The organism is Streptomyces sp. NPDC006602 (genome assembly GCF_042870385.1).
In the GTDB taxonomy this organism is placed as follows: Bacteria; Actinomycetota; Actinomycetes; order Streptomycetales; family Streptomycetaceae; genus Streptomyces.
The window spans coordinates 14471-37035 of sequence record NZ_JBIAHG010000026.1 but is presented as its reverse complement, the minus strand read 5'-3'; the positions used below and the strand labels follow the sequence as shown (position 1 = coordinate 37035).

Below are 22565 nucleotides of genomic sequence, written 5' to 3'. Positions count from 1 at the left end.
TCAGGCCGTGTACGCCCGCGCCGGATCAGCAGACGTCGTGCGGTGCTCGTCGGGGGTGACGGGCTGGGCCGACCACGTTCCCGGCAGACCCAGCAGACTTCGGTAACAGGCGTCGAGGGAGGCGCACATGACCTCGGGGGCGAAGGCAGAGAGCACCCGCTCTCGTCCCTGCCGGCCCATCGCGGCGGCTTCCCCGGGATGGTCGAGCAGCCAGCCGACGGCCAGGGCGAGACCCTCCGGGTCGTCCGGTTCCGCGAGCAGACCCGTGGCGCCGTGCTCCACCAGATCGGGAACTCCGTTGACGGCGGTGGCGACCACCGGGCGAGCGGCAGCCAGCGCCTCGGTGAGCGCGCGGCCCAGTCCCTCGTACAGGGATGTGATCACGAAGATGTCCAGGGCGGCCACCAGCTCGGCGGCGTCCGGGCGATGACCTGTGAGCGTCACCTCGACGCCCAGTTCCGCGGCGAGTCGCCGGACATCCTCTTCCAGGGGGCCGTCGCCGATCATGACGAAGACCGTGTCCGGATACCTCGCGTGGACGGTGGCGGCCATGCGGACGAAGTCCAGGGGGGCCTTCTGGGCGTCGATCCGTCCGACGGTTCCTATGAGGGCCACTCCGGGCGGCGCGCCGAGGGTGTGCGGTGCGGCCGGATCGGACTCTCCTGGGACGCGTTCCAGCTCCACCGCCGACGGCACGACCAGGACGCTGCCGGGCAGAGCGAGATGCTCCTCGACGACCTGTCGCGCCACGAGCGGCGCGACAGCGAGGAAGCGGTGAGCACAACGCCTCGTCGCCCGTTCCAGGAGGCGGTACATCAGGTGTCGGGCCCGAGGCATGCGGTCGTGGAAGCTGAGGCCGTGGAAGGTGTGCACCACGACGGGGGTACGGCACAGCCACGCGGCGAGGCGCCCGAGGAAGCCGCCCTTTGCCGAGTGGGTGTGCACGATCGTGAAGCGCTCACGACGGATCAGGCGTACCAGCCGCCACAGCACGAGGACGTCCTTGGGGGTCAGGACGTGGCGGAACTCGGGGAGTTCCACGGTTCGCACGCCCGCTGCGCGCGCCCTGTCCCAGAGCTCGCCGCCCGGCCCGCCCACGATCCACACCTCGTACTGACCGGGATCCATGCCCGCGGCCGACAGCAGGGTGTTGCCACCGGCGCCCCCCTGCAAGCGGGTGATCACATGGAGCACCTTGATTTGTGGCAGGGCCGGCTGCGACGGCAGCCGGTCGGCCAGGCACACCCGCGGCGGCGGGGCGGGCCAGCCGGGCGCGGTGCTGTCCGGCCGGCCGGCCGCAGGTGCGAGAGCGCGGTTCGACATCGCTCCACCATCTTCCGAATCCGTATATTTACGATGTATACGTACATGTTCTCTCCGGCACGCAGCCAGGTCAAGCCGGGTAGACGCCTGCACCGGAACGCACTTACCACTCCGGATGCCGTCGCAGGACGGAGCGTCGATACTGGCCCGAAGAGGGCTCCGGGGTACGGAGGAGCGCGTATGGCCCTGGTCGAACTCCACCGGATCAGGCATCTGCTGGCGTGTCCGCGTTGCCGATCTCCGCTGGCGGAGGCGGACGGCGGATTCCACTGCACGTCGGCCGGCTGCCCGTACCACGCGTCAGCCGGCTTCCCGGTGAGCGGAAAGTGGCCGGTCCTCGTCGACTTCGAGCGCAGCATCCTCAACCGCGAGGCCCTCATGGTGGAAGCCGACCGTGCGGCCCTCACCCGGCCGAACCCCGGTGGGCGCGCCAACCGGCTTCCCAGGGCACTGGGCCGCATCTGGAAGCCGCCCAACCGCGTCGCCGCCCGGAACATCGATCTGCTGCTGCGGAGTCTGCCCGGCCTCGCGCCGAGGCTTCTCGTCGTCGGAGGGGCCACGGTCGGCAACGGCGTGGGCGCCGTCTATCGCGATCCGCGCGTGGAGGTGATCGGATTCGACATTGTGGGCAGCCCGGTGACTCAGTTCATCGCGGATGCCCACCAGATTCCGCTGCCCGCGGCGAGCGTCGACGCGGTGCTGGTGCAGGCCGTGCTGGAGCACGTACTCGATCCGGCCCTGGTCGTCGCCGAGATCCACCGGGTCCTGAAGGACGGCGGACTCGTCTACGCGGAGACCCCGTTCCTGCAGCAGGTGCACGCCGGCGCGTACGACTTCACGCGCTACACGGCGAGCGGTCACCGATACCTCTTCCGGCGGTTCGAGGAACTCGCCGCCGGCCCTGTCGCGGGTCCCGGCACCCAGCTGCTGTGGAGCACCGACCACTTGGTGCGGGGCCTGACCCGCTCCGCTCTCGCGGGCCGCGCCGTGCGGGGCCTGATGTGCTGGCTGCGCGCCTTCGATCGCCTCATCCCGGCGACGTACGCGGCGGACAACGCGTCGGCCCTCTACTTCATGGGCCGCAAGAGCGACCGGGAGATGACGGCCCAGGAGATCGTCCGGTACTACCGCGGGGCGCAGAGGTCCGTCTGACGACGGACCGGCGCCTCACCGCCGTCCAGCGAGCGGTTGCTCACCGGACCGGGCCCGGTGGGGCACCCGCTCCGCCCGGACCATCGCGGCGAGTCCGGTACGGATGTCCGTGACCGGCCGGTAGCCGAAGGCGTCGCGCGCCACGGCGATGTCGGCAGCGGTGCGCCGGGCGTCACCCGGCCGCGCGGGTCCTGTCACCACCTGCACCGGAGCGGCCAACTGCTCCAGCAGCGCGATCGCCTGGTTCATCGTCACCTCGGATCCTCCGCCGATGTTGGCGACACCCGTCCACGAGGAGAGCGCGGACGAGCGCATGGCCCTCACCACGTCCCCGACGTAGGTGAAGTCACGGCTCTGTCCGCCGTCGCCATACAGCGGGAAGGGCCGGCGTGTGCAGGCGGCCGCGACCAGCCGCGAGAACGCCATGTCGGGTCGCTGTCGGGGACCGTAGACACTGAACAGTCGCAGCGAAACCGCGGGGACGCCGAAGGCAGTGCGATAGGTCTCGCACAGATGCTCCGCCGCGAGTTTGGTGACGCCGTACGGGGAGACAGGCCGAGGGCAGATCGTCTCCTGGGTGGGATAGGCCTCGGCATCCCCGTAGACCGACGAGCTGGACGCGTAGACCAACCGGTCGAGGCGGGTGTCCCGCGCCGCCTCGAGCACGCGCTGGGTGACCAGGACGTTCCGTTCGAGGTAGACGGCGAACTCCGCACCCCAGGAACCGCGTACGCCGGGCTGACCGGCAAGGTGGTAGACGGTGTCCGCGCTCGCGAACAGCGGTTCCAGGCGGAGATCCAGCAGATCGCCCCGGTGGAAGGTGAAGCGGTCCCTGCCCCGCAGCCGCGCGAGGTTGCGCCGCTTGCGCGCGGGCTCGTAGAAGTCCGTCAGGGCGTCGACACCCACGACCTCGTCGCCGCAGGACAGCAGATGCTCACACAGGTGTGAGCCGATGAAGCCGGCCGCGCCGGTCACGACTGCACGCATCAGGTCCACTCCCCTCGGTCGCCGTGCGACGCACCTTTTCGCCGGCGGGCGGCTTCGCCGTGCCCGCACCCCTCCCACCCGGCGGACAGCACATACAGGACGGTCCGGCCGGCGAGACGCAGGACGTTCGGCGTCGTGGCGTGGCGGAGGAACTCCGCGTCCAGCGCGACCCGTTGAGGGACAAGCACGGTCAGGTAGTACTCCTCCGGGTCGCACCGGCCCTCGATCTGCGCGGCGTCCGCACGCGACCGGAGCTGACACGGGCCCGTGAGCCCCGGACGGTGCCGGAACACCCACTGGAGTTGCGGCGGGTAACGGCAGGCGAGGTCTGGGATCTCGGGCCTGGGTCCGACGAGGGTCATGTCGCCGCGCAGCACGTTCCACAACTGCGGCAGTTCGTCCAGATGAAGCTGACGCAACATCCGTCCTGTGCCCGTCACCCTCAGGTCCGAGTACCCCGTGACCCCGGGGCCCGTGCTGCCGTTCCGCATGGTGCGGAACTTGTAGAGGGCGAACGTACGCCCGCCTTCTCCCATCCGCTGCTGTCGGAACAGCACCGGGCCGCCGCTCGTGATCCTGACCAGCACCGCCAGCAGGATCAGCAAGGGTGCGAGAACGACGAGCAGGGTGGAAGCGACGACGACGTCCAGGATCCGGCGCGTCGGCGAGAGCCGCACACACCTCACGGAGGGCACAGCCTCTCGGGGAATGCCGTCAATGGTACGCATGGGATGCCGCGCCTCGATTCCTTGTTCGACCGGCGGCTGCGAGAGCCGTATGTTTACAACGTATATGTACGACATAAATCGACTATGCGCTCTTCGTCGCACAGGGTCAAGCGGGAGTTCAGTCCGCACTTGTTCGGACAACCGCCGGGAAATCGCCCGTGGGGGCGGCCTCCCGGTTGTTGCGGAACCAACGCAGAAATTGCCGGTAGACGGCCCACGTGGACCTCAGCTCCGCCCACTGCCCCCGGAAGGCCGCAGCCGCCATCCGTGCGGCCGGCTCCAACGAAAAGGTCAGTGCCATGAGCAGCCACGCCTGGGGCCTCGTCCAGTGCCGGAACACGTAACGGGTGCGGCTGCACAGCAACAGATAATGGCGCCATGCCCCGAGCTGGGAGGAGCTCACGTTTTCGGCATGGTGAACCCGGGCCCGCCTCACGTGATACGAGGGCCAGCCGGCGCGGTGTGCCCGCAACGCGAAGTCGACCTCCTCGTGATAGAGGAAGTAGCCCTCGTCGAAACCGTTCAGGCCGGTGAACAGCGCTCGCCGAACCAGGAAGAACGCTCCGATGACCTGGTCCACGGCGCCCGACCTCGTCAGCTCGTGCGGCCCGAGATGGTGCGGCGGGAAGAGCGCGGGCATCAGTCGGTCGAGCCCCGTCATCTTTCCGACGTAAACGCGCACGCTGGGGAATCTCGAGCAAGAGATCTGCGGGTGGCCGTGTTCGTCCACCATGAGCGCCCCGAAGATCCCGAAGCCGTCCGAGTCCGGCGTCCGCAGCAGCCGGCCGACGACCTTCAAGGCGTCGGGACACAGCCGTGTGTCCGGGTTGAGGAAAAGCAGGAAGTCGCTGCTCCCCAGGGCCGCACCCTGGTTGCAGGCGGCGGCGAAGCCGCGGTTGCGCGCGTTGCTGATCACGTCGAGGGGGATGTCGCCCGCGGCCAGCCCCCGCAGGGAGTCGTCGGTGGAGGCGTTGTCGACGACGACGATCCGCGCCACCCGCAACTGCGACCGATCGGCCCCGACGATCGAACGCAGGCACTCCCCCAGATACCGGCCGGTGTTCCAGTTGACGATCACGATGTCGGCCGTCGGCACGGGCCGTACTGCCGCCGTCATCGGTGCACCTGGCCGAGTTCCAGGGCCGCCGCCCACCGGGGCAGCCACGCGTCGTACGAGTAGCTCCGGCCGGCGATCTCCCGGGCGGAGCGACCGAGGCGTTCCCGGATGGCCGCGGAAGAGCCGATCAGAGCCAGAATCGCGGAGGTCCAGTCGTCCTGGGTCCGCGCCGCGGGCATGCCGAACCCGGACAGCAGCTCGGCGTTGACGCCGAGGGGGGTGGCCACGGCCGGCAGACCGGCGGCCGCGTACTGGAGCAGCTTGTACCCGCACTTGCCCAGGCTGTAGGCGTCCAGCTGCAGCGGCATCAGTCCCAGGTCCATGCCGCACAGCGCCGCACGCTGGCTTTCGGGGCTCCAGGCGATCCGGTCGATGAGGGACTCCAGGCCGCCGAGGGAGGGTGTCGTGCTGCCGACGAGCGTCACCCGCGCACCGGTCCTCCGGTGCACCTCAGTGAGCGCTCCGGAGATCAGCAGCAGACATGCCTCGTTGTGCCGGGAGCCGATCCAGCCGAGCCTGGGCGGGTCGTGCAGGGCATACGAGGTCTTGGGCGTGTAGTCCTCCAGCGCCACACAACTGGGGATCACCACGACGTCACGCTGATGCTGGGAGGCCCAGTCCGCCAGGACTGCGTTGCCCGCGATGACTCGGTCCGCGTGACGCACGGCCACCCGCGCCTTGCCCGCCTTGGGGGCGAGCCTGCGTGCGAGTCCACCCTCGCCCAGGTCCCACTGGAGTGCGTCGTCGAAGTCGTACACGCCGAACTCAGCGCCCGTCAGCAACCGCCGTTCCCACCAGCCGCGACTGAGGGGAGAGGCCTCCCGATGCAGCAGGAGCCGCCGGGGCCCGGCGCGTGCGATGGCCGCCAGTTGCAGTTCCGCCCGGGCCAAGGACACCGGATGGCGCGCGAGACGGGAGGGAGCAGCGTCGGGCAGCGAGAGATAACTGCCGACGGCGACGTCGTGGCCGATGCGGTCGAGCCACTCGAAGACGCGGACCCGCGAGCTTCCGGCGCCCCGGCCGTAGGGGGTGACCGCGCAGAAGTCCGAGTGATGATCCACGGGTCCTCACCCCCAGGGTGCGTCGGGACCGTACGTTTACGATGTATACATACATCCTAGGCACATCACTGGGCGGCAGACAACTGCCCGGGCCGGCCAGGTGAGCCCGATGGCTCGCGTGACGCGCTCACGCCATGGCGCCGGGAGCGGTTCGGCTCCCATCCGGGAGGCGGGCGGCCTGATGCCCCGATAGCAGAAAGGTGCCGTTGACCGGCCAGGATGCGAGTGTCCGGGTCGGGTGGGACCGTCAGCTCTCCGTGGTGCCTGACGGGGCGGGATCGCCCATCGCCCGGCAGCTCGGCACGACCCTGGAACACGGTGGACCTCGCACGACCGGCGAGGCATGCCTGCTCATCGGCGGCAATCACAGCCGCTGACGAGTCGAGGCTAAGAAATCTGCGTAGCGACGTTGGTGTATGTGTTGCCCGAGGTGTCTCCGAGGAAGGAGAAGTAGTTCAGGATCGCTGGAGTCAGGTTCGTGAACTGATTGTTGGTGATATTGGTTTTGATCCCGTAATTCAGCTCGACTCCCGCGCCACCGGCATCGTGAATGTCGTTCGTCGTAATGGTGACCGCACTGGCGTTGAGCGTCCCGCTGTTGTCGCCGACAACCAGGCACGCAGCACTGAGTCCGGCACCGCTGATATTGTTGTTTCTGAACACGATGTTCGCGCCGACACAGCTGTTCATGGCCGCCAGAATTCCATATCGGCCACCGGTGCCGGAAAGGGCTGCACGCGTGATCGTATTGTACTCGATCAGGATGTCGGCGACGATGTCCGAAATGGAGTTCGGCTCAACATCGATCGCGCCCGGCATATCAGGTCGGGCCATGTTCTTGAACGTGTTGTGGTGCACGTGCACGTTCGTGCCCGAGGTGACGCTGACACCGTTGCGATTATCGTTGGCCGCGGTGAACGTGCAGTCATGGACTTCAATGGTGTGTCCGTTGTTCCCACCGGATCCGACGTTGATGTACACACCGTCACCGATGATGTCGTAGAAGTCGCAGTTCTTGACAAGGATGTTGCTGTAATTTCCCTGCACTCTGACCTGGTGACGGTGCTGATTCCAGACATCGCCCTGGTTCTGGATGTTGCCGTCGAACTTCAGGCCGTCAATAGTGACGCCATTGCCGCCCACGCGAAGGGTGCCGTCATCGCTGCCACCCGTAGTGGAAGAATTCGCGGTCTTGAGGATCGAGCCGTTGCCCTCGACATAGCAGCCGGCCGGGATCAGAAGATCATTGACGATGTACGTCCGAGCGGATGGAAACACCAGTCGCTTGTTGAGAGCAGCGTTCGCCGCCAGCTGTGGAGTCGAATAGTCTTCGACAAGCACAACTCCCGTATCCACGGTGCACCCCTTGGAGTGACAAGGAGGCTTCTTCGCGGCCAGAAGCGGGAGGGACATCAATCCCAGCAGCGATCTGCGGGACAGCGAGCTGGACCCGGGAAATACGGCCACCGGAAACCTCCTGAGCAAAAGACGAGTGGAGTCTACGTGTCGAGTCTGCGGTGTCAATGCCCGACGCCGGAGCAATCCACCGGGCCTCGGAGCATATGTTGATAACCCCAATGCCGGAACTCTCGGACCAGGGCAACAAAGCTGACAACCGGTTGAATTACCGTACTGAGACTGCCCGTTGGCACGCCGTGTGGCGTCGGCCACAGCAGCAACCGGAGTGATTCCCGTTTCCCCTTGTTGATCAGCAGCGCGGCGAGTTGATATGTCCGCGCCGCCCGCACGACCGTTTCTCGTGAACGGTCAGGGAACGGGCCCCGCACCCGTCAACTACGGCCCTTCCCCGGCCACTGCGCGGTATCCGACGGGCCCGGTACCGGGGGCCGCAGTCCGCGCATGAGCGCGCGGGCCGGGTGGAAGGCGCGGCGGCCGTCCGGCCTCGCCAGTTCGGCGGCGACGGTGTCCGGGGCGATACCCGCCCCCCCGGCGTTGAAGTACTGGTCGTCGTCCGGGGAGTGCCAGGCATGCCGGAATCCGGTGTCGGCCACCGGATGGCCCAGAAGCTGCGCGAACAGCGGGTAGCGGAGTTCGTCGTTGCCGAGGTCCGGCGGGTTGGCGGCGGCGTAGTCGTGAAGGAACGCCCGCGGAAAACAGGGTCCGATGCCCAGGCAGCCGTACGGGGTCCCGTCGTAGCCGAAGCCGGTGCGGGCGTAGGCCAGGAGTTCATGCCATTCCCGCGCCTCGTCCCGCCCGGCGAGCCAGCGCCAGTCCTCGCCGATGACGCTCAGGGGTGTCAGGGCGGTCAGGCCGACGGCGTGGGGCGGCACGGCGGCGTAGAGCCGGTCGAGAGGCTCCGTCAGCAGCAGGTCCCACTCGACGAGATGGAGGACGTCGAAGCTCAGCCGGTGTCCGGCCTCGCGGTACCAGTCCAGCAGGACCAGGTCACCGTTCTTCCAGTTCCAGTGACCGCTGCGACGGGAGGTGTACAGGGTGTCGAGCCCGAGCACGCGCCTGCCGGCCACGTGGAAAGCGGCGCCGCGCGTGCCGCCCGCGCCGCCGAAGATGCCGTGCACGGGGACACCGGGGTTGAGCCGGCGGAGGAGCTCGACGCGGGCGCGGCTGACCAGGGGGTCGCGATGAAAGCGGAACACGGCGACCCGTTCGATGGACACGGTGCAATCCTAGGCATACAGGACAGTACGCGCATATGACCTTAGGATCGGATCATGGACGATTCCCCCCCGCCGCTGCCGGGCACCGCGTTCTACACGGTCGCCGACCAGCGGTTCTTCCCGGGTCTGGTGGCGCTGCTCAACTCCCTGCGGCTGACGGGCCACGACGAGCCTCTGATCGTCGTGGACATCGGCCTGTCACCCGAACAGCGGGACCTGCTCACCGGCCACGTCACCCTCGTGGAGCCGCCGTCACCCGACGCGCCTGCCGTGTTCCTCGCCCCGTACGGCCCCCAGCGGCTCCCGGCGGAGGTGGCGGTCCTCATCGACGCGGACATCATTGTCACCCGCCCGCTGACGGAGGTCACCGAGGCGGCGCGGCGGGGCCGGATCGTGGCGTTCGTCGACTGCCTGCCCAACAGCGGCCGCTTCCACCCCGAGTGGGAGACCACCCTCGGCCTCGGCCTCCTGCGCCGCCAGCCCTACCTGAACGCGGGCCTCCTCGCCTATCCGCACACCCTGACCGACCGGCTGCTGCCGCCGTGGACGAAGGGCCAGCAGACCATCGGCGTCGCGCACAGCAGATACGGCAAGGCCACGCTGGACGACCCGTTCTACTTCGCCGACCAGGACGTGCTCAACGCCGTGCTCGCCGCCCGGTTCGAGCCCGGCGAACTGCTCATCCTGGACCACCGGCTGGCCCCCCATCCGCCGTTCCCAGGGCTGACACTGACCGACCGGCAGCGCCTGACCTGCCGTTACGGCGACGGAACCGAGCCGTTCCTGCTTCATCACGTGCTGGCCAAACCGTGGCTCAAAGCGACCCGGGACACGCTCTACTCCACGCTCATGACCCGGCTGCTGCTGGCCCCCGACGTCGCCCTCCGGCTGGACCCGCTGACCCTGCCGCTCCGGCTGCGAGAGGGGCCGGCCGCCGCTCTCGACCGACGCCGGGCCGACGCGGTGACCTTCGTCCACGACCACGGCCGCCGCCAGCTCGGCCGGTTCGGCATCAGGACGCGGCTGGCCCGTTGGCGTTCACGGCAAGCCGCCCACTGAAGCCGGCATGGGTGCCGGGCAGCCACACCGTGAGGACGAGGCCCTCTCGAGCAGCGAGCTGAAACGGCGGGCCAAAGCGGGCGTCTTCGTCGTCAGCACCCGCGGTCTGGTGATCCTCCTGCTGGGGTTCGCCGGGAACGTGGTCGTGGCCCGGCTGCTGAACCCTCACGACTTCGGCGTCGTCGCCATCGGCATGTCCTTCGTGCTGTTCGCCGGACTCGTCTCCGACGGCGGCCTCGGCGCCGGGCTCATCCGGCGCAAGGAACCCCCGAGCACCGAGGAACTCGGCGCCCTGAGCGCGCTGCAACTGGGCGTGACGCTGGCCATGGCGGCGGCCGCCGCCGCGGTGGCGGTCCCGCTCGGCCGGGTCGGCTGGGTGACCGCCGTCATGGTCGCCTCCATGCCCTTCGTCGCCCTGCAGTTCCCGGGCCGCATCCTCCTGGAGCGCGCCCTGCTCTACCGGCGGCTCGTGGCCGTGGAGATGTCCCAGGTGCTGTGCTTCCAGGGATGGGCCATCGGCACCGTGGCAGCCGGATTCGGGGTGTGGGGACTCGCCACCGCGACCGTGGTCCGGGCCCTGACCGGGGCCTTGGTGATGGCGTTCGTCTGTCCCTCCGGGCTGGTGCGGCCGCTGCCGGCGTTCCGGCTCATCAAGCCGCTCGTCGGATTCGGTCTGCGGTTCCAGGCGGTCAACGCGACCTGGCTGCTGCGCGACCAGACGCTCAACGTGTGCGTGGCCGCCCTCGGCGGGGTCACACAGCTCGGTCTGTGGGCCCTCGCCAAACGGCTGATGGAGGTGCCGTACCTGGTTCTGCAGTCCCTGTGGCGGGTCTCGTTCCCCACGATGTCCCGGCTCGCCGACGACAAGGCACATATGGCGCGCCTGGTCCAACAGGCCCTCGAGATCACCTCGGTGGGCATGGGCTTCGTCCTGACCACGCTCGCCGGTTCCGCGCCGGGGCTGGTGCCCGGGCTCTTCGGGACCCAGTGGCGGGACGCCGCCGCGGTCGTTCCCGGGGCGTGTCTGGGGCTGGCCGTGGGCGGGGCGGTCTCGGTGGCCACCCAGGGCTACCTCTACGCGGTCGGCGACGCGCAGGCCGTACTGCGGGCGAGCCTCCTGCAGGCCGCGACCTGGTTCGCCGTCACCCTGCCGATGCTCGCCCCGCTCGGTGTGGGGGCCGTGGGCCTGGGCTGGTGCGCGGCCGCGGTCGTCGAGGCCCTGGTGCTCGGCCGGGCGGCCACCCGCAGGCTCCCGGTCAGGCTGTTCCGCCCGCTGTTCGCCCCCGTCCTCGTCGGGGCCGGCTCGTCCGCACTGGGCTGGGCGGTGGCCGCACGGGGCGGTGGCACCCTGTGGTCGGGCATCGCGGGCGGCGGATGTTCGGCGGTGCTCTTCGCGGCCGGCATGACGGTGGCGGACCGGCGGCTGGTGCGGCAGACGTACGGATTCGTCGCGGGCTCGGTACGTGCCGCGCTCTCGCGCAGCCCGGGGCAGCGCGGAGAGTGAGCGACCGGGGCCCCGGAAAGGGCGTCCGGCTCCCCGTCGTGACTGCGGTCGTGGTCGGTGGGCGGCGGCATGCCCTCGAAGGTGTCGAACAGATACAGATCGCGGTCGGCGGCGCCGAGCGAGAGGAGAGTGCGTGCCACGGCGTGCATGCTGCCGCCCCGCCAGACCCCGCACTCCACCACCGCGCCCGGGATGCGGTGACGCACGACGTACCGGGTCGCCAGAATGAGCGCGTTGACCCGCTCGGGAGGCGTCATGGAGTACAGCCGGACGGCCGTGATCACGGCTTTCGCCTCTTCGTCGTAGTCGGCGGGGTAGTCGGGCGCGCCGGACCGGGATACCCGCCGGACCTCGAAGCCCGTGAGGCGCCGCAGCCCCGCGTTGGCACTTCTTTTCCATGACATGACGTCAGACGTTATGCGCGCCGGGATGACGGGCGCGCCGGTGAGCCCTCGTGTCGCGGGTCCTTCCACCGGAGGGCGGCGCGGCCGGGTGTGCGCCGGTGAAACCACCTGCGAGGCAGGGTGCCGCGCCACGGATCGGGTGTCCGACCGGCTCGGGCTGGGGCGTCTGCCCCTGGCACCTCTCGGATGCGCGGACCACCGCGGTGGCAAGACCGATGGAGAGGTAGAACAGCACGCGAAGGACCGTGCCCTCGAAACTCGACTCGACCGCGAAGACGAAGAGTTGGGCGATGAGCGTGAAGCCGACGACCCGGGCCACCCGACTGGTGCGCCACCGGGAGAAGAAGAAGACGGCCGTCCCGATCAGTGCGAACGAGACGCAAACTCCCAGCAGGACACCGAAGTACACCATCTGCTGGAGATACGTGTTGTGGACACGCGCCAGCTCCCAGACCTCATCAGGCGCCGTTCCCCCGCCGTAACCGAGGAACGGCCGCGCAGCGATCTTTTCGATCGCCTCGACCGCGAATTGTGAGCGTATGAAGACGTTGGTCAGGCTGAACCGGCTTCCGGAGAATTCCTGGGTGTCCGGATTCAGCTGATACAGCAGCACCACGGCCGTGACGACTGACGCGACGGCAGCGACGATCTTTCCGGATATCCGACTTCCGAAGCGCCGCCTTCTGACGAGGCTCCCCAGGCCCGCGAGCACCGCTGCCGTCAGAAGTCCGAGACCAACCCCGCGTGAAAAGGTACAGACGACCGCGACGAGCGCGACACATCCGGCCAGGGTGAACCGTCGATCGTGCCGCACATGGCCCCAGTACAGCAGGAGGGGGACGAAGAAAGCCAGCACAGTCGCGAGGTTGTTGGACGGCCCCAGGGCGGGGTGAGAGAGCCTGGTGTAGTACGAAAGATACCGATCGGAATCGAGGGAGAGCCCGGCCTCCTCGGGACCGAAGCCGGGAACGTGCAGCAGAAGCAGCACGGCGGGAACGATGAGCAGATAGCTGTAGCGCTTGATGTAGGTCATGACCCGACCGGGCGGAACTCCACTCAGCTCTCGCACGACGAAGAGGTAGGCGACGATGCCTTCCACATAGACGATCGTGGCACGGAGCGTCGCGTCCGGGTCCTGCGTCCACAGCATCGACATTCCGCAGATGAACGCCGGGATGCACAACAGGACGAAAAGCTTCCGATAGCCGATGTCCAGCGGCTTGAGGGCACTGTCGACGAAAAGGGTCACCGCGACGACACCCAGCAGAACGTCCAGGACCGAGACCGACTTGACCCCCGGCACGGAACTGGCGATGCGCACCGGCATCGCGGCCGCGATCAGGACCAGCATCAGCAGGATGCGTGGGCGTGGCCTGGGCCCTGCCCCGGTTTTCTGCCGAACAGGCGCGTAGGTGGTCATCACGATGTGCCCTCCAGCAGGGATTCCGGGAGGCGGAGTGGAGAGGCCAAATGGTCCGCCCCTTCGAGGATTTCCGTCTCGTGCCCGCCGTCCGTCAGGAAGCGCTGGATCTGTCGCGGCCTCACGCTGTTCGCGAAACCGTCCAACTGGCCGATGACGAGGATGCGCTTCTTCACCGGGGTTCCCCTTCCGGCTCGAGCCGAGGCACGGCGCCCTTTCCCGGGGACCACGCCGCCGTGTGGGACCGGCCCTGGTTTTCCCGGCGGCCGTAGTGCCCGTCCACGCGGGCGGGAGGCGAGACAACCGGCACGTACGGCCTGCTGCGCCGGCCGCGCTCTCCGCTGAGTACGGCGCCCAGGACCGTGACGCCGAGCGAGCGAAGGCGCAGGATCGATTGGGCGAAGTCCGGCAGGCGGGTGGCCCTGGCCTCGGCCACGGGGATGGCCCGACCCACAGCGCGGGCCACGATCGTCGCATCGCTCTCGGCCAGCACAGGAGGTGCGACGAAGATCACGACATCGGCCCGCCGCACGAGCTGCTTGCACAGCTCGGCGACATCCGCCTGCCGCAGCGGTGCCGCGCCGGAATCCGGATCCGTACCGCTCCCGGCGAGTACGTGGAGGGGCACGTCATCGCGCCAGGTCCGAAGCGCCTCGTCGACGGAGACCCGGCCGTTCAAGACGTCTGTGAGGCCCCACGGCGACGACAGGCCCATGAGGTCCGACAGGGGTGCCCGGGAACGGTGGGCGTCGACCACGATCGTCCGCGTGCCGCTCTCGGCCAGAGCGATCGCAAGCCCCGCCGCGACAGTGGTCGTCCCGTCCTCGCGGACGGCCGATGTCACCACATAGGCCCGGGGCCCGGGACCACGGCCGGCGGTCTCGGTTGTCAGGGCCAGCCACCGGTAGGCCTGGACTTCTGCCGACGATCCGGGCAGTCCGGACCGGAATTGCTTGTCACGGCGCTGCCCGCCACGGGGCAGAGTGCCGAGGACGTCGACGTCCGTGCCCTGCGCCAGATCCTGCAGGTCACGGATCCGCGTGTCCGTGACCTCGCGGACGACCGCCCAGACGAGTCCGAGGACAAGGCCCGCCGCGAGGCCAAGGGCGATGTCGAAGCTCTTGTGCGGGGACACCGGGCCGTCCATGAGCTGCGCGGGTCCCAGCGTGCTGACGTCAACCACGGGCTGCCCGTCCCCCGTCTGCACGGGGTCCTCGGCGGAAGAGACGATCTTCGAGAACGCCGGTCCCAGGCCATTGGCGATCTGCCGCGCCTGCTGAGCCGACCGGTCCTTCACCGTGATGTCGATGACCGCGGTGTCTTTCGGATTGGTCGCGTCGATGTGACTTCTCATGTGCTCGACCGAATACGACAGCCGCATTTGATCGGTGAGCTGCCTGAGCACGGACTGGCTCGTCAGCAGCGTCGTGTAGGACTTGGCACGCTGCTGTGCGAGAAGCGCGGCCTGGTACGCCTCGCTCGAGGGCTGCTCCGGAGCCGAGACGGTCACCAACATCTCGGCCTTGGCCGCGTAGACCGGAGACTGCGTCTGGGCCACGGCAGCACCGGCGGCGCCGCCCAGGAGCGTGAGGACAAGGATCGCCACCCAGTGGAAGCGGAGCAGGCGGACATAGGCTTTCAGATCCATTTCTAGTCCTTCGACAGATGGGGCTCACGACTGAGCAGCTGCTCCAGCGGACGCAGAGTCTCGTCCCAACGCAGGCGCTCCGCTTGCGCGTACGCCTCATCGCTGGCCGACCGCCACCGGCTCTCGTCTCCCATGGAGTCCACGACGGATCGGAAGGTCTCCTCGGTGTAGGGCACCGACCCGCGCAGCAGGTCAAGATGGCGCCGCCACGAGGGGACGAGCACGGGGAGGCCGTACGACAGGTAGCTGAGGTGTTTCGCCGAAAAGCCGTTCCGCCTCAGCTGATCTCGGCTGCAGGTCACCAGCCCCAGTTGGTAGTTGCTCAGCACGTCGAGTGAGGGCGTGTAACCGAGGTAGTTGAGCCCAAGCCGTGGGTCGGGCGGTGGGCCGCCGTACACGTCGATGTGGGGGTACAGGGCGGACAGGCGGGCGAGCAGAGCGGGGGCGTTGTAGCCGACACTCACATTTCCAAAGTAGACGACGCGCGGTGGGAGGGCGAACTCGGCGCGCTGCTTCGATGGAGTGCAGCCGAATTTGAGTGACGTCAGGTTGTGTCCGCTGATCCCGTAGCACTCGACGGCGTACCGCGCGTACGAATCCCAATGGAAAGCCAGGTGGTCGACGTTCTCGCAGATCGCCGTCTCCAGCTGACGCAGCTTCCTGTGCTGCCGCTCGCTGACCCTGCCGTCGAAATACACCTCGTCCGCCCACGGCGTGGGAGCGTCGTACAGCGTTCGGGCGGCACCGGCGTCGGCCAGCACCCCGGCGTCGTAGGGGGTCTCGCAGATCACCAGGTCGAAGTCGTCCAGCGGCAACGACCGCTTCAGGATGCCGCGCCGCAGCCGATGATCGGCGACCAGCAGGTAGTACGACAGGTGCCGTCGCCCGAAGCCCCATCGCCGGGTGAACGCCGCGGACGCCGCCTCGGTCGCGTAGAGGGCCAACTTCCGCGGGCTGAGGGCCGGAAGCCTGCCGTCGAACGGTCGCGGCGCCCGGGCCCACCGGCTGAGATGATAGGTGTCGACGACGTGTGCGTCATGGCCCCGTTGCCGCAGGAAGCGCTCTATCTCGGCGGGCTTGACGCCGTTGGCGAAGGCGTCGAGCTGGCAGATGACGAGGACTCGCTTTCCTGCCGGTGCCTTCGTGGGTGCGGTGGTCATGAGCTTCCTCCTCGGGTCTGCGGAGCCCCCGATTCGATGGCGCGGCACTCTGCCCGCAGCTTCGTCCGGTCGAGGATCAGCGCGTACTGCCCACGGATCAGCTCCGACCGGACGATCGGCGCGGTGGCGAAGCGGGCTTCAGAAGCATGCAGATGCCGCAGCCCGAGCACGAGGTCGCGCAGATCGCCGTTGGACATCCGGTCGTCCACGCTCACGGTGCGGGTGATCGCGTCGAGCATCCTGCCGGTGCCGAACGGATCGGTGATGTCGACGCCGCCGCGCACTTCGCCGACGAGGCTGCTGAGGAACTGCTGCTGGTGCTTGATGCGGTCGAGTTCGCCGCCGGGCAGTCCGTGGCGCTGACGGACGTACGCCAGTGCCTCCTCACCGTTCATGGTGTGGGTGCCGGCCGTGAAGGCCCGGTTCTGTTCCGGGTCGTAGGTGTTCGCCGGGACGGTGACGGGAACGCCGCCGACGGCGTCGGTGAGGGAACGGAAGCCGTGCCAGTCGATGATGCCGAAGTGGTCGACTCGAGTGTCGGTGAGCTGCTCGACCGTCTGGACCAGGAGGGACGGACCGCCCCAGGAGAACGCGGCGTTGATCTTCGCGGAGCCATGCCCCGGTATGGGCACCCAGCTGTCCCTGGGAATGGACATCGTGTACGCCGTGTCCTCGTCGGCACTCAGATGCACCAGCATCAGCGTGTCGCTGCGCTGCGCCCCGTACTTCCACAGCTGTGCCGCGGCGTCATTGCCCGTGGTCGGTCGCTTGGAGCGGCTGTCGACCCCGGCCAGCAGGAAGGTCGTACCGCCGTCGGACGACTCGGGCTCGGATGGGCGTGGGCCGTCCGGGAAGGCATTGGGGATGCGGGTGACCTGGTCGCCGTAGTGGTTCGTGGCCCACCAGGCCCCGCCGATGCCGAGGCCCAGCAGGGCCAGCACGGTCACCAGGGTGATCGCCAGCGCTCGACGCAGGAGCCGGTGGCGCGGTCGGGCGCCCGGCTCGAGGCCTTGCCTCGCTGCCCACTGGGGCCACTGACGGCGCGCGGACATCAGAAGTCGTCCGGATACGGGTCGGCCATGCCGACGTGCGATGGATTCGACGCTGTCGCGGGGAAGCCCGGGAGGAGTTCGGCGAGCACACTCCGCACCTCGTCGGCGTCGTTGCGCTCCGCTGCGGCGTACAGGTCGGGAAGCCGTTTCGGTAGCGCGGCCCAGGGCTCGTCGCCGATCATGGGCGTCGCAGCGAGGATCTGCGGGTGGGCGGTGCGCGAATGCCGCTCGTGGGCGGAGAACAGTGTCTCGTTGAGCTTCTCGCCCGGCCGCAGCCCGGTGAAGCGGATGTTTACATCCGGTGCGTGCACGGCGCGTGCGAACTTGTGCACGAGGTCCACGATGCGCACGGGGTCGTTCATGTCCAGCACGAACACCTCACCGCCATGGGCCATGCGTGCCGCCTCGAGGACCAGGCCGACCGCCTCCTCGACGGTCATGAAGAACCGAGTCACGTCGGGATGGGTGACGGTCACCGGGGATCCCGCGCCCAGCTGCTGTGCCAGGACCGACAAGAGCGAACCGCGGCTGCCGAGGACATTGCCGAAACGGACGGCCGAGAACACTGTTCCGGGCGGGGCGTTCTCCTGGCCACGCTGCACGATGAGCTCGGACATGCGCTTCGTCGCCCCGAGCACCGACACCGGGTCGGCCGCCTTGTCCGTGGAGATCAGCACGAAGCGTGCGGTTCCGGCCGCCGCCGCGGCACGGACCAGGTTCTCGGTTCCGCGCACGTTCGACTTCACGCCTTCGCAGGGATGTAGTTCGAGAAGTGGCAGATGCTTGTGGGCGGCCGCGTGGAAGACCACCTCCGGACGCAGGGCGCGGAAGATCTGGTCGATACGGGCCCGGTCCCGGATGTCCGAGATCACGATGTCGTCGGCGCACAGGGCGTCGCCGTACAGCTCCAGTTGCAGTCGGTGCAGATTCGACTCGTCGTGGTCGAGCAGGAACAGCCGACTCGGGCCGAAGGCCCGCACCTGATGGCACAGCTCACTGCCGATCGAACCGCCGGCACCGGTCACCAGGACCCTCCGTCCCGCGACCGTCGAGCGGGCCTCGGGGCTCACCACGTGCATCTCGGCGCGGCCGATCAGCTCGTGCACGTCCAGCGAACGCATGTCGCTGCCCACTACGTCGCGCTGGAGCGCGGCAATGAACGACGGCAGGTACCGTACGCTCACCCCCGCGGCCTCGGCGGCTCGCGCCACCCGGCGGAAGCGTTCCGGGGCGAGGCCGGGTATGGCCACGACCACCGTCTCGATCCGGTGCGCCAGCACGGCCGCCCCGGTCTCGTCCAGTCCGCCCAGCATGGGCAGGTTCCCGATGACGTCGGCCCGGCGTTTGACGGGGTCGTCGTCCAGGAAGCCGACTGGTTCGAGCCCGAACTGCGGAGTTCGATCCAGATCGCGGGCGAGCGCCTGGCCGGCCTCGCCGGCGCCGATCACCAGGGTGCGCAGTCCGGTGGGCAGTCGCGTTTCCGTCTCTGGGACCGTGGCCGAAGGGGTGGCGAGCCGGTCCAGCTCCTCGCACACTCTGTCGACGGCCCGCTCGGTGAGGCCCGGATGCAAAGGCAGCGACAGGAGTTGCGGGAAGAGCGCGTCGGCGCCCGTCAGGCCGCTCGGCGGAGTGATCGCCCTATCACGGAAGTACGGCATGTGGTGCAGGGGGATGAAGTGGACGGAGGTGCCGATGCCGCGCTCGGAGAGCCGCTCGACCAGTTCGTCACGGGCCGTCCCGAACTCCTCCAGAACCCGCACCACGTAGAGGTGGCGGGCGTGCCGACCCGGGGTGGCGGCCTCCAGCGGCTCGAGTCCGGGGACGGTCGCCAGCGCCGCCGTGTACCGCGCGGCCAGGGCGTCGCGCCGCCGCTGCCAGTCGTCGAGGTGCCGGAGCTGGGCCCGCCCGATGGCGGCCTGTACGTCCGTCATGTTGGCTTTTATGCCCGCTTCTTCCACGGTGTACCGCCAGGTGCCCCCCGGCAGGTTGCGTCGCCAGGCGTCGGCGGACATTCCGTGCAGCCTCGTACGACGGATCCGCTCGGCGAGTTCGGCGTCGTTCGTGGTGACCATGCCACCCTCGCCGATGGGGAGGTTCTTGGTCGCGTAGAAGCTGAAGCAGGTCGCTCGCGACAGGCTGCCCACGGGCCGGTCACCCACCGACGCGCCCAGGGCGTGTGCGGCGTCCTCGACGATGTGCGTCAGGGGCAGCCGGGCGGCCTGTGCCAGCTCGGCGACCGGCGCCGGGGCGCCCGCGTAGTGCAGGACGATCATTGCCTGCGGGCATCCGCACACCCTGGCCGCCCGGGCGACGGTGGCCGGGGTGGGCATTCCGGTGCGGGGATCCACGTCCACCAAGGCCAGCCGCAGCCCGGCGTGCAGGACGGCCTGGGCCGCGCCGCAGAAGGTTATGGACGGCACCAGGACGGTCGCGCCGGCCGGCAGTCGCAGGGCGCGCAGCGCCAGTTCCAGCGCCGCAGTACACGAGCTCACCGCGACCGCATGGGCGGCTGAAACGTATTCCGCGAACTCCTTCTCGAACAGCTCGGTCTCGCGGCCGGTGGTGACCCAGCCGGAGGCGAGCACCCGTTGTGCCGCCCGCCGGGCGCTCGGACTGATCAAGGTCTCGGCGAAGGGCACGTCCGGCTCGGCCGGGTGCTCGGTGGCGCCGGCACCATCGAAGGGCATGCCGTGGGAGCCGGACCGGGCGTGATCGGCCGGCACATGCCGAGGCCGCAGATGGTGAACTGTCATTTCGTGCCTCCCAGTCCCCGCTCCCGGGGGAACGGCGGTGCCACCGGAGCACCAATCACGTATATTTACGTCGTATACGTACACACTGCACAGGAGGCCGCATAGAGTCAACCCGAGCGAGACAACAGCACGGCGGAGCGTCTGGAGGCGAGACATGGCCAAGGAGCGGGGCGAGTCACGGAGGAAGGCCGCCGATCCGGCGCCGGGGCCGGCGCGTCGCGCCAGCGACCGCGGCCGCTACGGACGGCTGAGCCGGGAACGCGTGCTGGCCAGCGCCCTCGAACTGGTGGACCGGGAGGGCCTCTCGGCGCTGAGCATGCGCAGGCTGGGCGCCGAGCTCGGGGTGGAGGCGATGGCGCTCTACCGGTACGCGGAGGGCAAGGACGCCCTCCTGGACGGCCTGGTGGAGGCTCTGTACCTCAAGCTGGAGGAACGACTGGCCGCCGAGCCGGGCCCGAGCGTCGAGGAGCCCGCCTGGCGCAGCGGGCTCCACCGCATCGCGAGGGCGACGTACGACGTCTGCCTGGCCCACCCCCGGGCCGTCCCGCTGCTCACCACGCGCATGCTTGCGGTCCCGCTCGCCCAGCGCCCCCTCGCCGTCCTGAAGGACCACGAGAGAGTGCTCGCCCTGCTCCGGGAAGCCGGCCTGGACGAGGCGCGCGCCGCCGCCGTGTTCCGCGCCTTCACCGCGTGGCTGCTCGGCTACGTGTCCGCGGAGCTGCGGCCCATGGTGGACAACGCCGACGAGCCGGACCCCGCCTTCCGTCTCGGACTGCACCGCATGCCGCCCCAGGAGCTGCCCATACTCCGGCAAACCGCCCCCGCACTCGCCGACCAGGGCGGACCGGAAGGCCTGGCGGCCGGACTGGACGCACTGCTCGACCGCTTCGCCGAAGGAAAGTGAGAGGTCACAAACCGAGACCCCTTGCCGGCCACCGCGGCCACCGCAGCCACCGCAGCCACCGACCGAGCATGAGTTCGAGCCACCCGGAACACCCTCCCACGGCCGACTGGCGGTGAGGGTTCTCGCCACCGGCGCACCCGGCGTCCCGGGTCGACGAGTTCTGCGCACCGGCACTGCCAGGGCCGTCGTCGGCGTCGGCCCCCGCTCCGGATCGGCGCGTGCCTTCGGCTGCCCCCGGCGCTTCACCACCCGCGGCGGGGCACGGCCGCGCTCACCGCGCGCCTGCGCGGGCCAGCCGTGGCAGGGCGAGGCAGACCGTCCCGGCGGCGAGCAGGGCCGCCGCACACGGCACCCGGTAGCCCGCCGAGGCGCCCGCCGAGTCGACCACCCACCCGGACGTGGCGTACCCCAGCGCCACCCCGATGGAGAGGCCTGAGACGATCCATGTGATGCTCTCGGTGAGCTGGGCGGCCGGCGCCAGGTCGCCCACCAGCCCCATCGTGGTGATCAGAGTCGGCGCGATGGACAGGCCCGCCACGAAGAGCATCCCCGCCAGCACCGCGAGACTCCGCGCGAACAACAGCGGTGCCGTGAACACCGCCATCGCGCAGGCGCCGGCCAGCAACCGACGCGTGATGGCCCTGCGAGGTCTGATCGCGCCGAAGACCGCGCCGGCCAGGCCCGAGCCGAGCGCGTACACGGCCAGCAGCAGGCCGGAGAGCGCCTTGTGGTGGTGTGCGCCGGCGAATGCCACCGTCGTGACCTCCACCGAGCCGTAGACGACTCCCACCGACGTCGTTGTCAGCACCAGCGGGCCGAGTCCCGGGATGCGCAGCGCGCAGCGCCCGCCGCGTTGCGGCTCGGGTCGCACCGGCGGTTCCGTACGCCGCTGGGCGGCGAACAGCACAACGCCGACGGCGAGCAGGACCGCGACCGCCAGCGGTCCGGCCTCGGCGCCGGCCGCGGTCGACAACGTGATCGCCAGGGCCGGGCCGATGACGAAGATCACCTCGTCGAGTACCGACTCCAGCGCGTACGCGGCGTGCAGCAACTGCGGTGACTCCGAGTGGATCTCCGCCCAACGCGACCTGACGAGCGCGCCCATGCTGGGCATGCAGCCGGCTGCCACCGCGGTGACGTACAGCGTCCAGTCCGGGGCGGCGTACCGGGCGCACAGCACCATGGCGCAGAGGGCGGCGACCGCCACGGCGGTCACCGGGAGGACGACCCGGCGCTGGCCCCGACGATCGACCAGCCGGGAGATCTGCGGTCCGATCGCCGCGGCGGCGAGTGCCTGCGTGGCGGAGACCGAACCGGCGAGCGAGTACTCACCGCCGAGCTGCGACAGCATGGTGACGATGCCGACGCCGATCATCGACAGCGGAAGACGTGAAATGAAGCCTGCCGTGGAGAAGAGCAGACTGCCGGCAGGAGAGAAGATCCGGCGGTAATCGGAGAGCACGGGGACTCCACGCTCCTCAGGAGCCTATCTCGCTGGGCGACCCGGGTTTCCGCGTCCCCCATTTTCACGCATCGCGTGGTATCCCGCGAAGCGACGCCGCATCTCGCCGTGCGCGTGCGGGATATGGCGAGCCGAGTAAGCTGGACGAGAGACAGTCGATGCCTCGGCGAGAAGGAGCCCGTATACCGGCGACCG

At 69.3% G+C, this 22565-nt stretch carries 18 protein-coding genes and 1 pseudogene; 4 read left to right on the top strand and 15 right to left on the bottom strand.

Translation table 11 applies throughout. The features are described 5' to 3' along the window. The gene (locus ACFYO2_RS38325) at positions 1–1323 is read right to left on the bottom strand and encodes a glycosyltransferase family 4 protein (protein WP_388358946.1); all 1323 of its coding nucleotides are present in this window, start codon (positions 1321–1323) and stop codon (positions 1–3) included. Positions 1324–1503: 180 nt separating this feature from the next. Here ACFYO2_RS38325 and ACFYO2_RS38320 point away from each other — a divergent pair, with 180 nt between their 5' ends. Further along, positions 1504–2475, top strand: a complete 972-nt coding sequence (locus tag ACFYO2_RS38320) for a methyltransferase domain-containing protein (protein ID WP_388358943.1) — start codon at positions 1504–1506, stop codon at positions 2473–2475. A 15-nt stretch (positions 2476–2490) separates the two neighbouring features. Here ACFYO2_RS38320 and ACFYO2_RS38315 read toward each other — a convergent pair whose 3' ends face one another. The 6 genes from ACFYO2_RS38315 to ACFYO2_RS38290 all read right to left on the bottom strand — a co-directional run bounded on the left by ACFYO2_RS38315 (position 2491) and on the right by ACFYO2_RS38290 (position 9004). Further along, entirely contained in the window at positions 2491–3462 is a 972-nt protein-coding gene (locus ACFYO2_RS38315; RefSeq protein WP_388358942.1) for an NAD-dependent epimerase/dehydratase family protein, read from the bottom strand. Beyond that, the gene (locus ACFYO2_RS38310) at positions 3462–4190 is read right to left on the bottom strand and encodes a sugar transferase (protein WP_388358940.1); all 729 of its coding nucleotides are present in this window, start codon (positions 4188–4190) and stop codon (positions 3462–3464) included. Before ACFYO2_RS38310 ends, ACFYO2_RS38315 begins: the two co-directional genes overlap by 1 nt. 118 nt (positions 4191–4308) lie before the next feature. After that, positions 4309–5307 carry a glycosyltransferase family 2 protein gene (locus tag ACFYO2_RS38305; RefSeq protein ID WP_388358937.1) on the bottom strand — a complete coding sequence of 333 codons (999 nt, stop codon included), beginning with the start codon at positions 5305–5307 and terminating at the stop codon, positions 4309–4311. Then, the gene (locus tag ACFYO2_RS38300; RefSeq protein ID WP_388358935.1) at positions 5304–6368 is read right to left on the bottom strand and encodes a glycosyltransferase family 4 protein; all 1065 of its coding nucleotides are present in this window, start codon (positions 6366–6368) and stop codon (positions 5304–5306) included. Before ACFYO2_RS38300 ends, ACFYO2_RS38305 begins: the two co-directional genes overlap by 4 nt. Positions 6369–6755: 387 nt before the next feature. Beyond that, positions 6756–7835 carry a right-handed parallel beta-helix repeat-containing protein gene (locus ACFYO2_RS38295; RefSeq protein ID WP_388358933.1) on the bottom strand — a complete coding sequence of 360 codons (1080 nt, stop codon included), beginning with the start codon at positions 7833–7835 and terminating at the stop codon, positions 6756–6758. A gap of 323 nt (positions 7836–8158) precedes the next feature. Continuing rightward, positions 8159–9004, bottom strand: coding sequence for a hypothetical protein (locus tag ACFYO2_RS38290; RefSeq protein ID WP_388358930.1), 846 nt, complete (start codon positions 9002–9004; stop codon positions 8159–8161). A 54-nt stretch (positions 9005–9058) separates the two neighbouring features. Here ACFYO2_RS38290 and ACFYO2_RS38285 point away from each other — a divergent pair, with 54 nt between their 5' ends. Beyond that, positions 9059–10063: a hypothetical protein gene (locus tag ACFYO2_RS38285; protein WP_388358927.1), complete on the top strand. Its 1005-nt coding sequence runs from the start codon at positions 9059–9061 to the stop codon at positions 10061–10063. A 7-nt stretch (positions 10064–10070) separates the two neighbouring features. Further along, entirely contained in the window at positions 10071–11567 is a 1497-nt protein-coding gene (locus tag ACFYO2_RS38280) for an oligosaccharide flippase family protein (RefSeq protein ID WP_388358925.1), read from the top strand. 26 nt (positions 11568–11593) lie between these two features. On the opposite strand, the pseudogene ACFYO2_RS38275 reads toward ACFYO2_RS38280, so the two are convergent. The 7 genes and pseudogenes from ACFYO2_RS38275 to ACFYO2_RS38245 all read right to left on the bottom strand — a co-directional run. Next, positions 11594–11971: pseudogene (locus ACFYO2_RS38275) on the bottom strand (TylF/MycF/NovP-related O-methyltransferase); the annotation flags it as partial. 4 nt (positions 11972–11975) lie between these two features. Beyond that, positions 11976–13391 carry an O-antigen ligase family protein gene (locus ACFYO2_RS38270; RefSeq protein ID WP_388358922.1) on the bottom strand — a complete coding sequence of 472 codons (1416 nt, stop codon included), beginning with the start codon at positions 13389–13391 and terminating at the stop codon, positions 11976–11978. Beyond that, a complete protein-coding gene (locus ACFYO2_RS38265) occupies positions 13391–13567 on the bottom strand; it encodes a hypothetical protein (protein ID WP_388358920.1) in 177 nt (58 codons plus the stop codon). The genes ACFYO2_RS38270 and ACFYO2_RS38265 overlap by 1 nt, the downstream gene beginning before the upstream one ends. Beyond that, positions 13564–15039 carry a Wzz/FepE/Etk N-terminal domain-containing protein gene (locus ACFYO2_RS38260; RefSeq protein WP_388358918.1) on the bottom strand — a complete coding sequence of 492 codons (1476 nt, stop codon included), beginning with the start codon at positions 15037–15039 and terminating at the stop codon, positions 13564–13566. Before ACFYO2_RS38260 ends, ACFYO2_RS38265 begins: the two co-directional genes overlap by 4 nt. A gap of 2 nt (positions 15040–15041) precedes the next feature. Beyond that, entirely contained in the window at positions 15042–16199 is a 1158-nt protein-coding gene (locus ACFYO2_RS38255; RefSeq protein WP_388358915.1) for a hypothetical protein, read from the bottom strand. Beyond that, positions 16196–17146 (bottom strand): LCP family protein, encoded by a 951-nt coding sequence (locus tag ACFYO2_RS38250; RefSeq protein ID WP_388358913.1) that lies wholly within the window; start codon positions 17144–17146, stop codon positions 16196–16198. Before ACFYO2_RS38250 ends, ACFYO2_RS38255 begins: the two co-directional genes overlap by 4 nt. 104 nt (positions 17147–17250) lie before the next feature. Continuing rightward, positions 17251–20004, bottom strand: coding sequence for a DegT/DnrJ/EryC1/StrS family aminotransferase (locus tag ACFYO2_RS38245; protein WP_388358911.1), 2754 nt, complete (start codon positions 20002–20004; stop codon positions 17251–17253). Between the two features lie 154 nt (positions 20005–20158). Here ACFYO2_RS38245 and ACFYO2_RS38240 point away from each other — a divergent pair, with 154 nt between their 5' ends. Beyond that, entirely contained in the window at positions 20159–20908 is a 750-nt protein-coding gene (locus ACFYO2_RS38240; RefSeq protein WP_388358908.1) for a TetR/AcrR family transcriptional regulator, read from the top strand. A gap of 271 nt (positions 20909–21179) precedes the next feature. Here the strand turns inward: ACFYO2_RS38240 and ACFYO2_RS38235 are convergent, their stop codons facing one another. Continuing rightward, on the bottom strand, positions 21180–22370 hold the full coding sequence (locus tag ACFYO2_RS38235; RefSeq protein WP_388358906.1) for an MFS transporter: 1191 nt from the start codon (positions 22368–22370) through the stop codon (positions 21180–21182). Positions 22371–22565 lie beyond the last annotated feature (195 nt).

Excerpts from the sequence above, each read along its gene's own strand:
- ACFYO2_RS38255 (WP_388358915.1), bottom strand. The coding sequence starts at position 16,199 with ATGACCACCGCACCCACGAAGGCACCGGCAGGAAAGCGAGTCCTCGTC.
- ACFYO2_RS38240 (WP_388358908.1), top strand. The coding sequence starts at position 20,159 with ATGGCCAAGGAGCGGGGCGAGTCACGGAGGAAGGCCGCCGATCCGGCG.
- ACFYO2_RS38245 (WP_388358911.1), bottom strand. The coding sequence starts at position 20,004 with ATGACAGTTCACCATCTGCGGCCTCGGCATGTGCCGGCCGATCACGCC.
- ACFYO2_RS38310 (WP_388358940.1), bottom strand. The coding sequence starts at position 4,190 with ATGCGTACCATTGACGGCATTCCCCGAGAGGCTGTGCCCTCCGTGAGG.
- ACFYO2_RS38280 (WP_388358925.1), top strand. The coding sequence starts at position 10,071 with ATGGGTGCCGGGCAGCCACACCGTGAGGACGAGGCCCTCTCGAGCAGC.
- ACFYO2_RS38260 (WP_388358918.1), bottom strand. The coding sequence starts at position 15,039 with ATGGATCTGAAAGCCTATGTCCGCCTGCTCCGCTTCCACTGGGTGGCG.
- ACFYO2_RS38320 (WP_388358943.1), top strand. The coding sequence starts at position 1,504 with ATGGCCCTGGTCGAACTCCACCGGATCAGGCATCTGCTGGCGTGTCCG.
- ACFYO2_RS38315 (WP_388358942.1), bottom strand. The coding sequence starts at position 3,462 with ATGCGTGCAGTCGTGACCGGCGCGGCCGGCTTCATCGGCTCACACCTG.
- ACFYO2_RS38305 (WP_388358937.1), bottom strand. The coding sequence starts at position 5,307 with ATGACGGCGGCAGTACGGCCCGTGCCGACGGCCGACATCGTGATCGTC.
- ACFYO2_RS38285 (WP_388358927.1), top strand. The coding sequence starts at position 9,059 with ATGGACGATTCCCCCCCGCCGCTGCCGGGCACCGCGTTCTACACGGTC.
- ACFYO2_RS38270 (WP_388358922.1), bottom strand. The coding sequence starts at position 13,391 with ATGACCACCTACGCGCCTGTTCGGCAGAAAACCGGGGCAGGGCCCAGG.
- ACFYO2_RS38325 (WP_388358946.1), bottom strand. The coding sequence starts at position 1,323 with ATGTCGAACCGCGCTCTCGCACCTGCGGCCGGCCGGCCGGACAGCACC.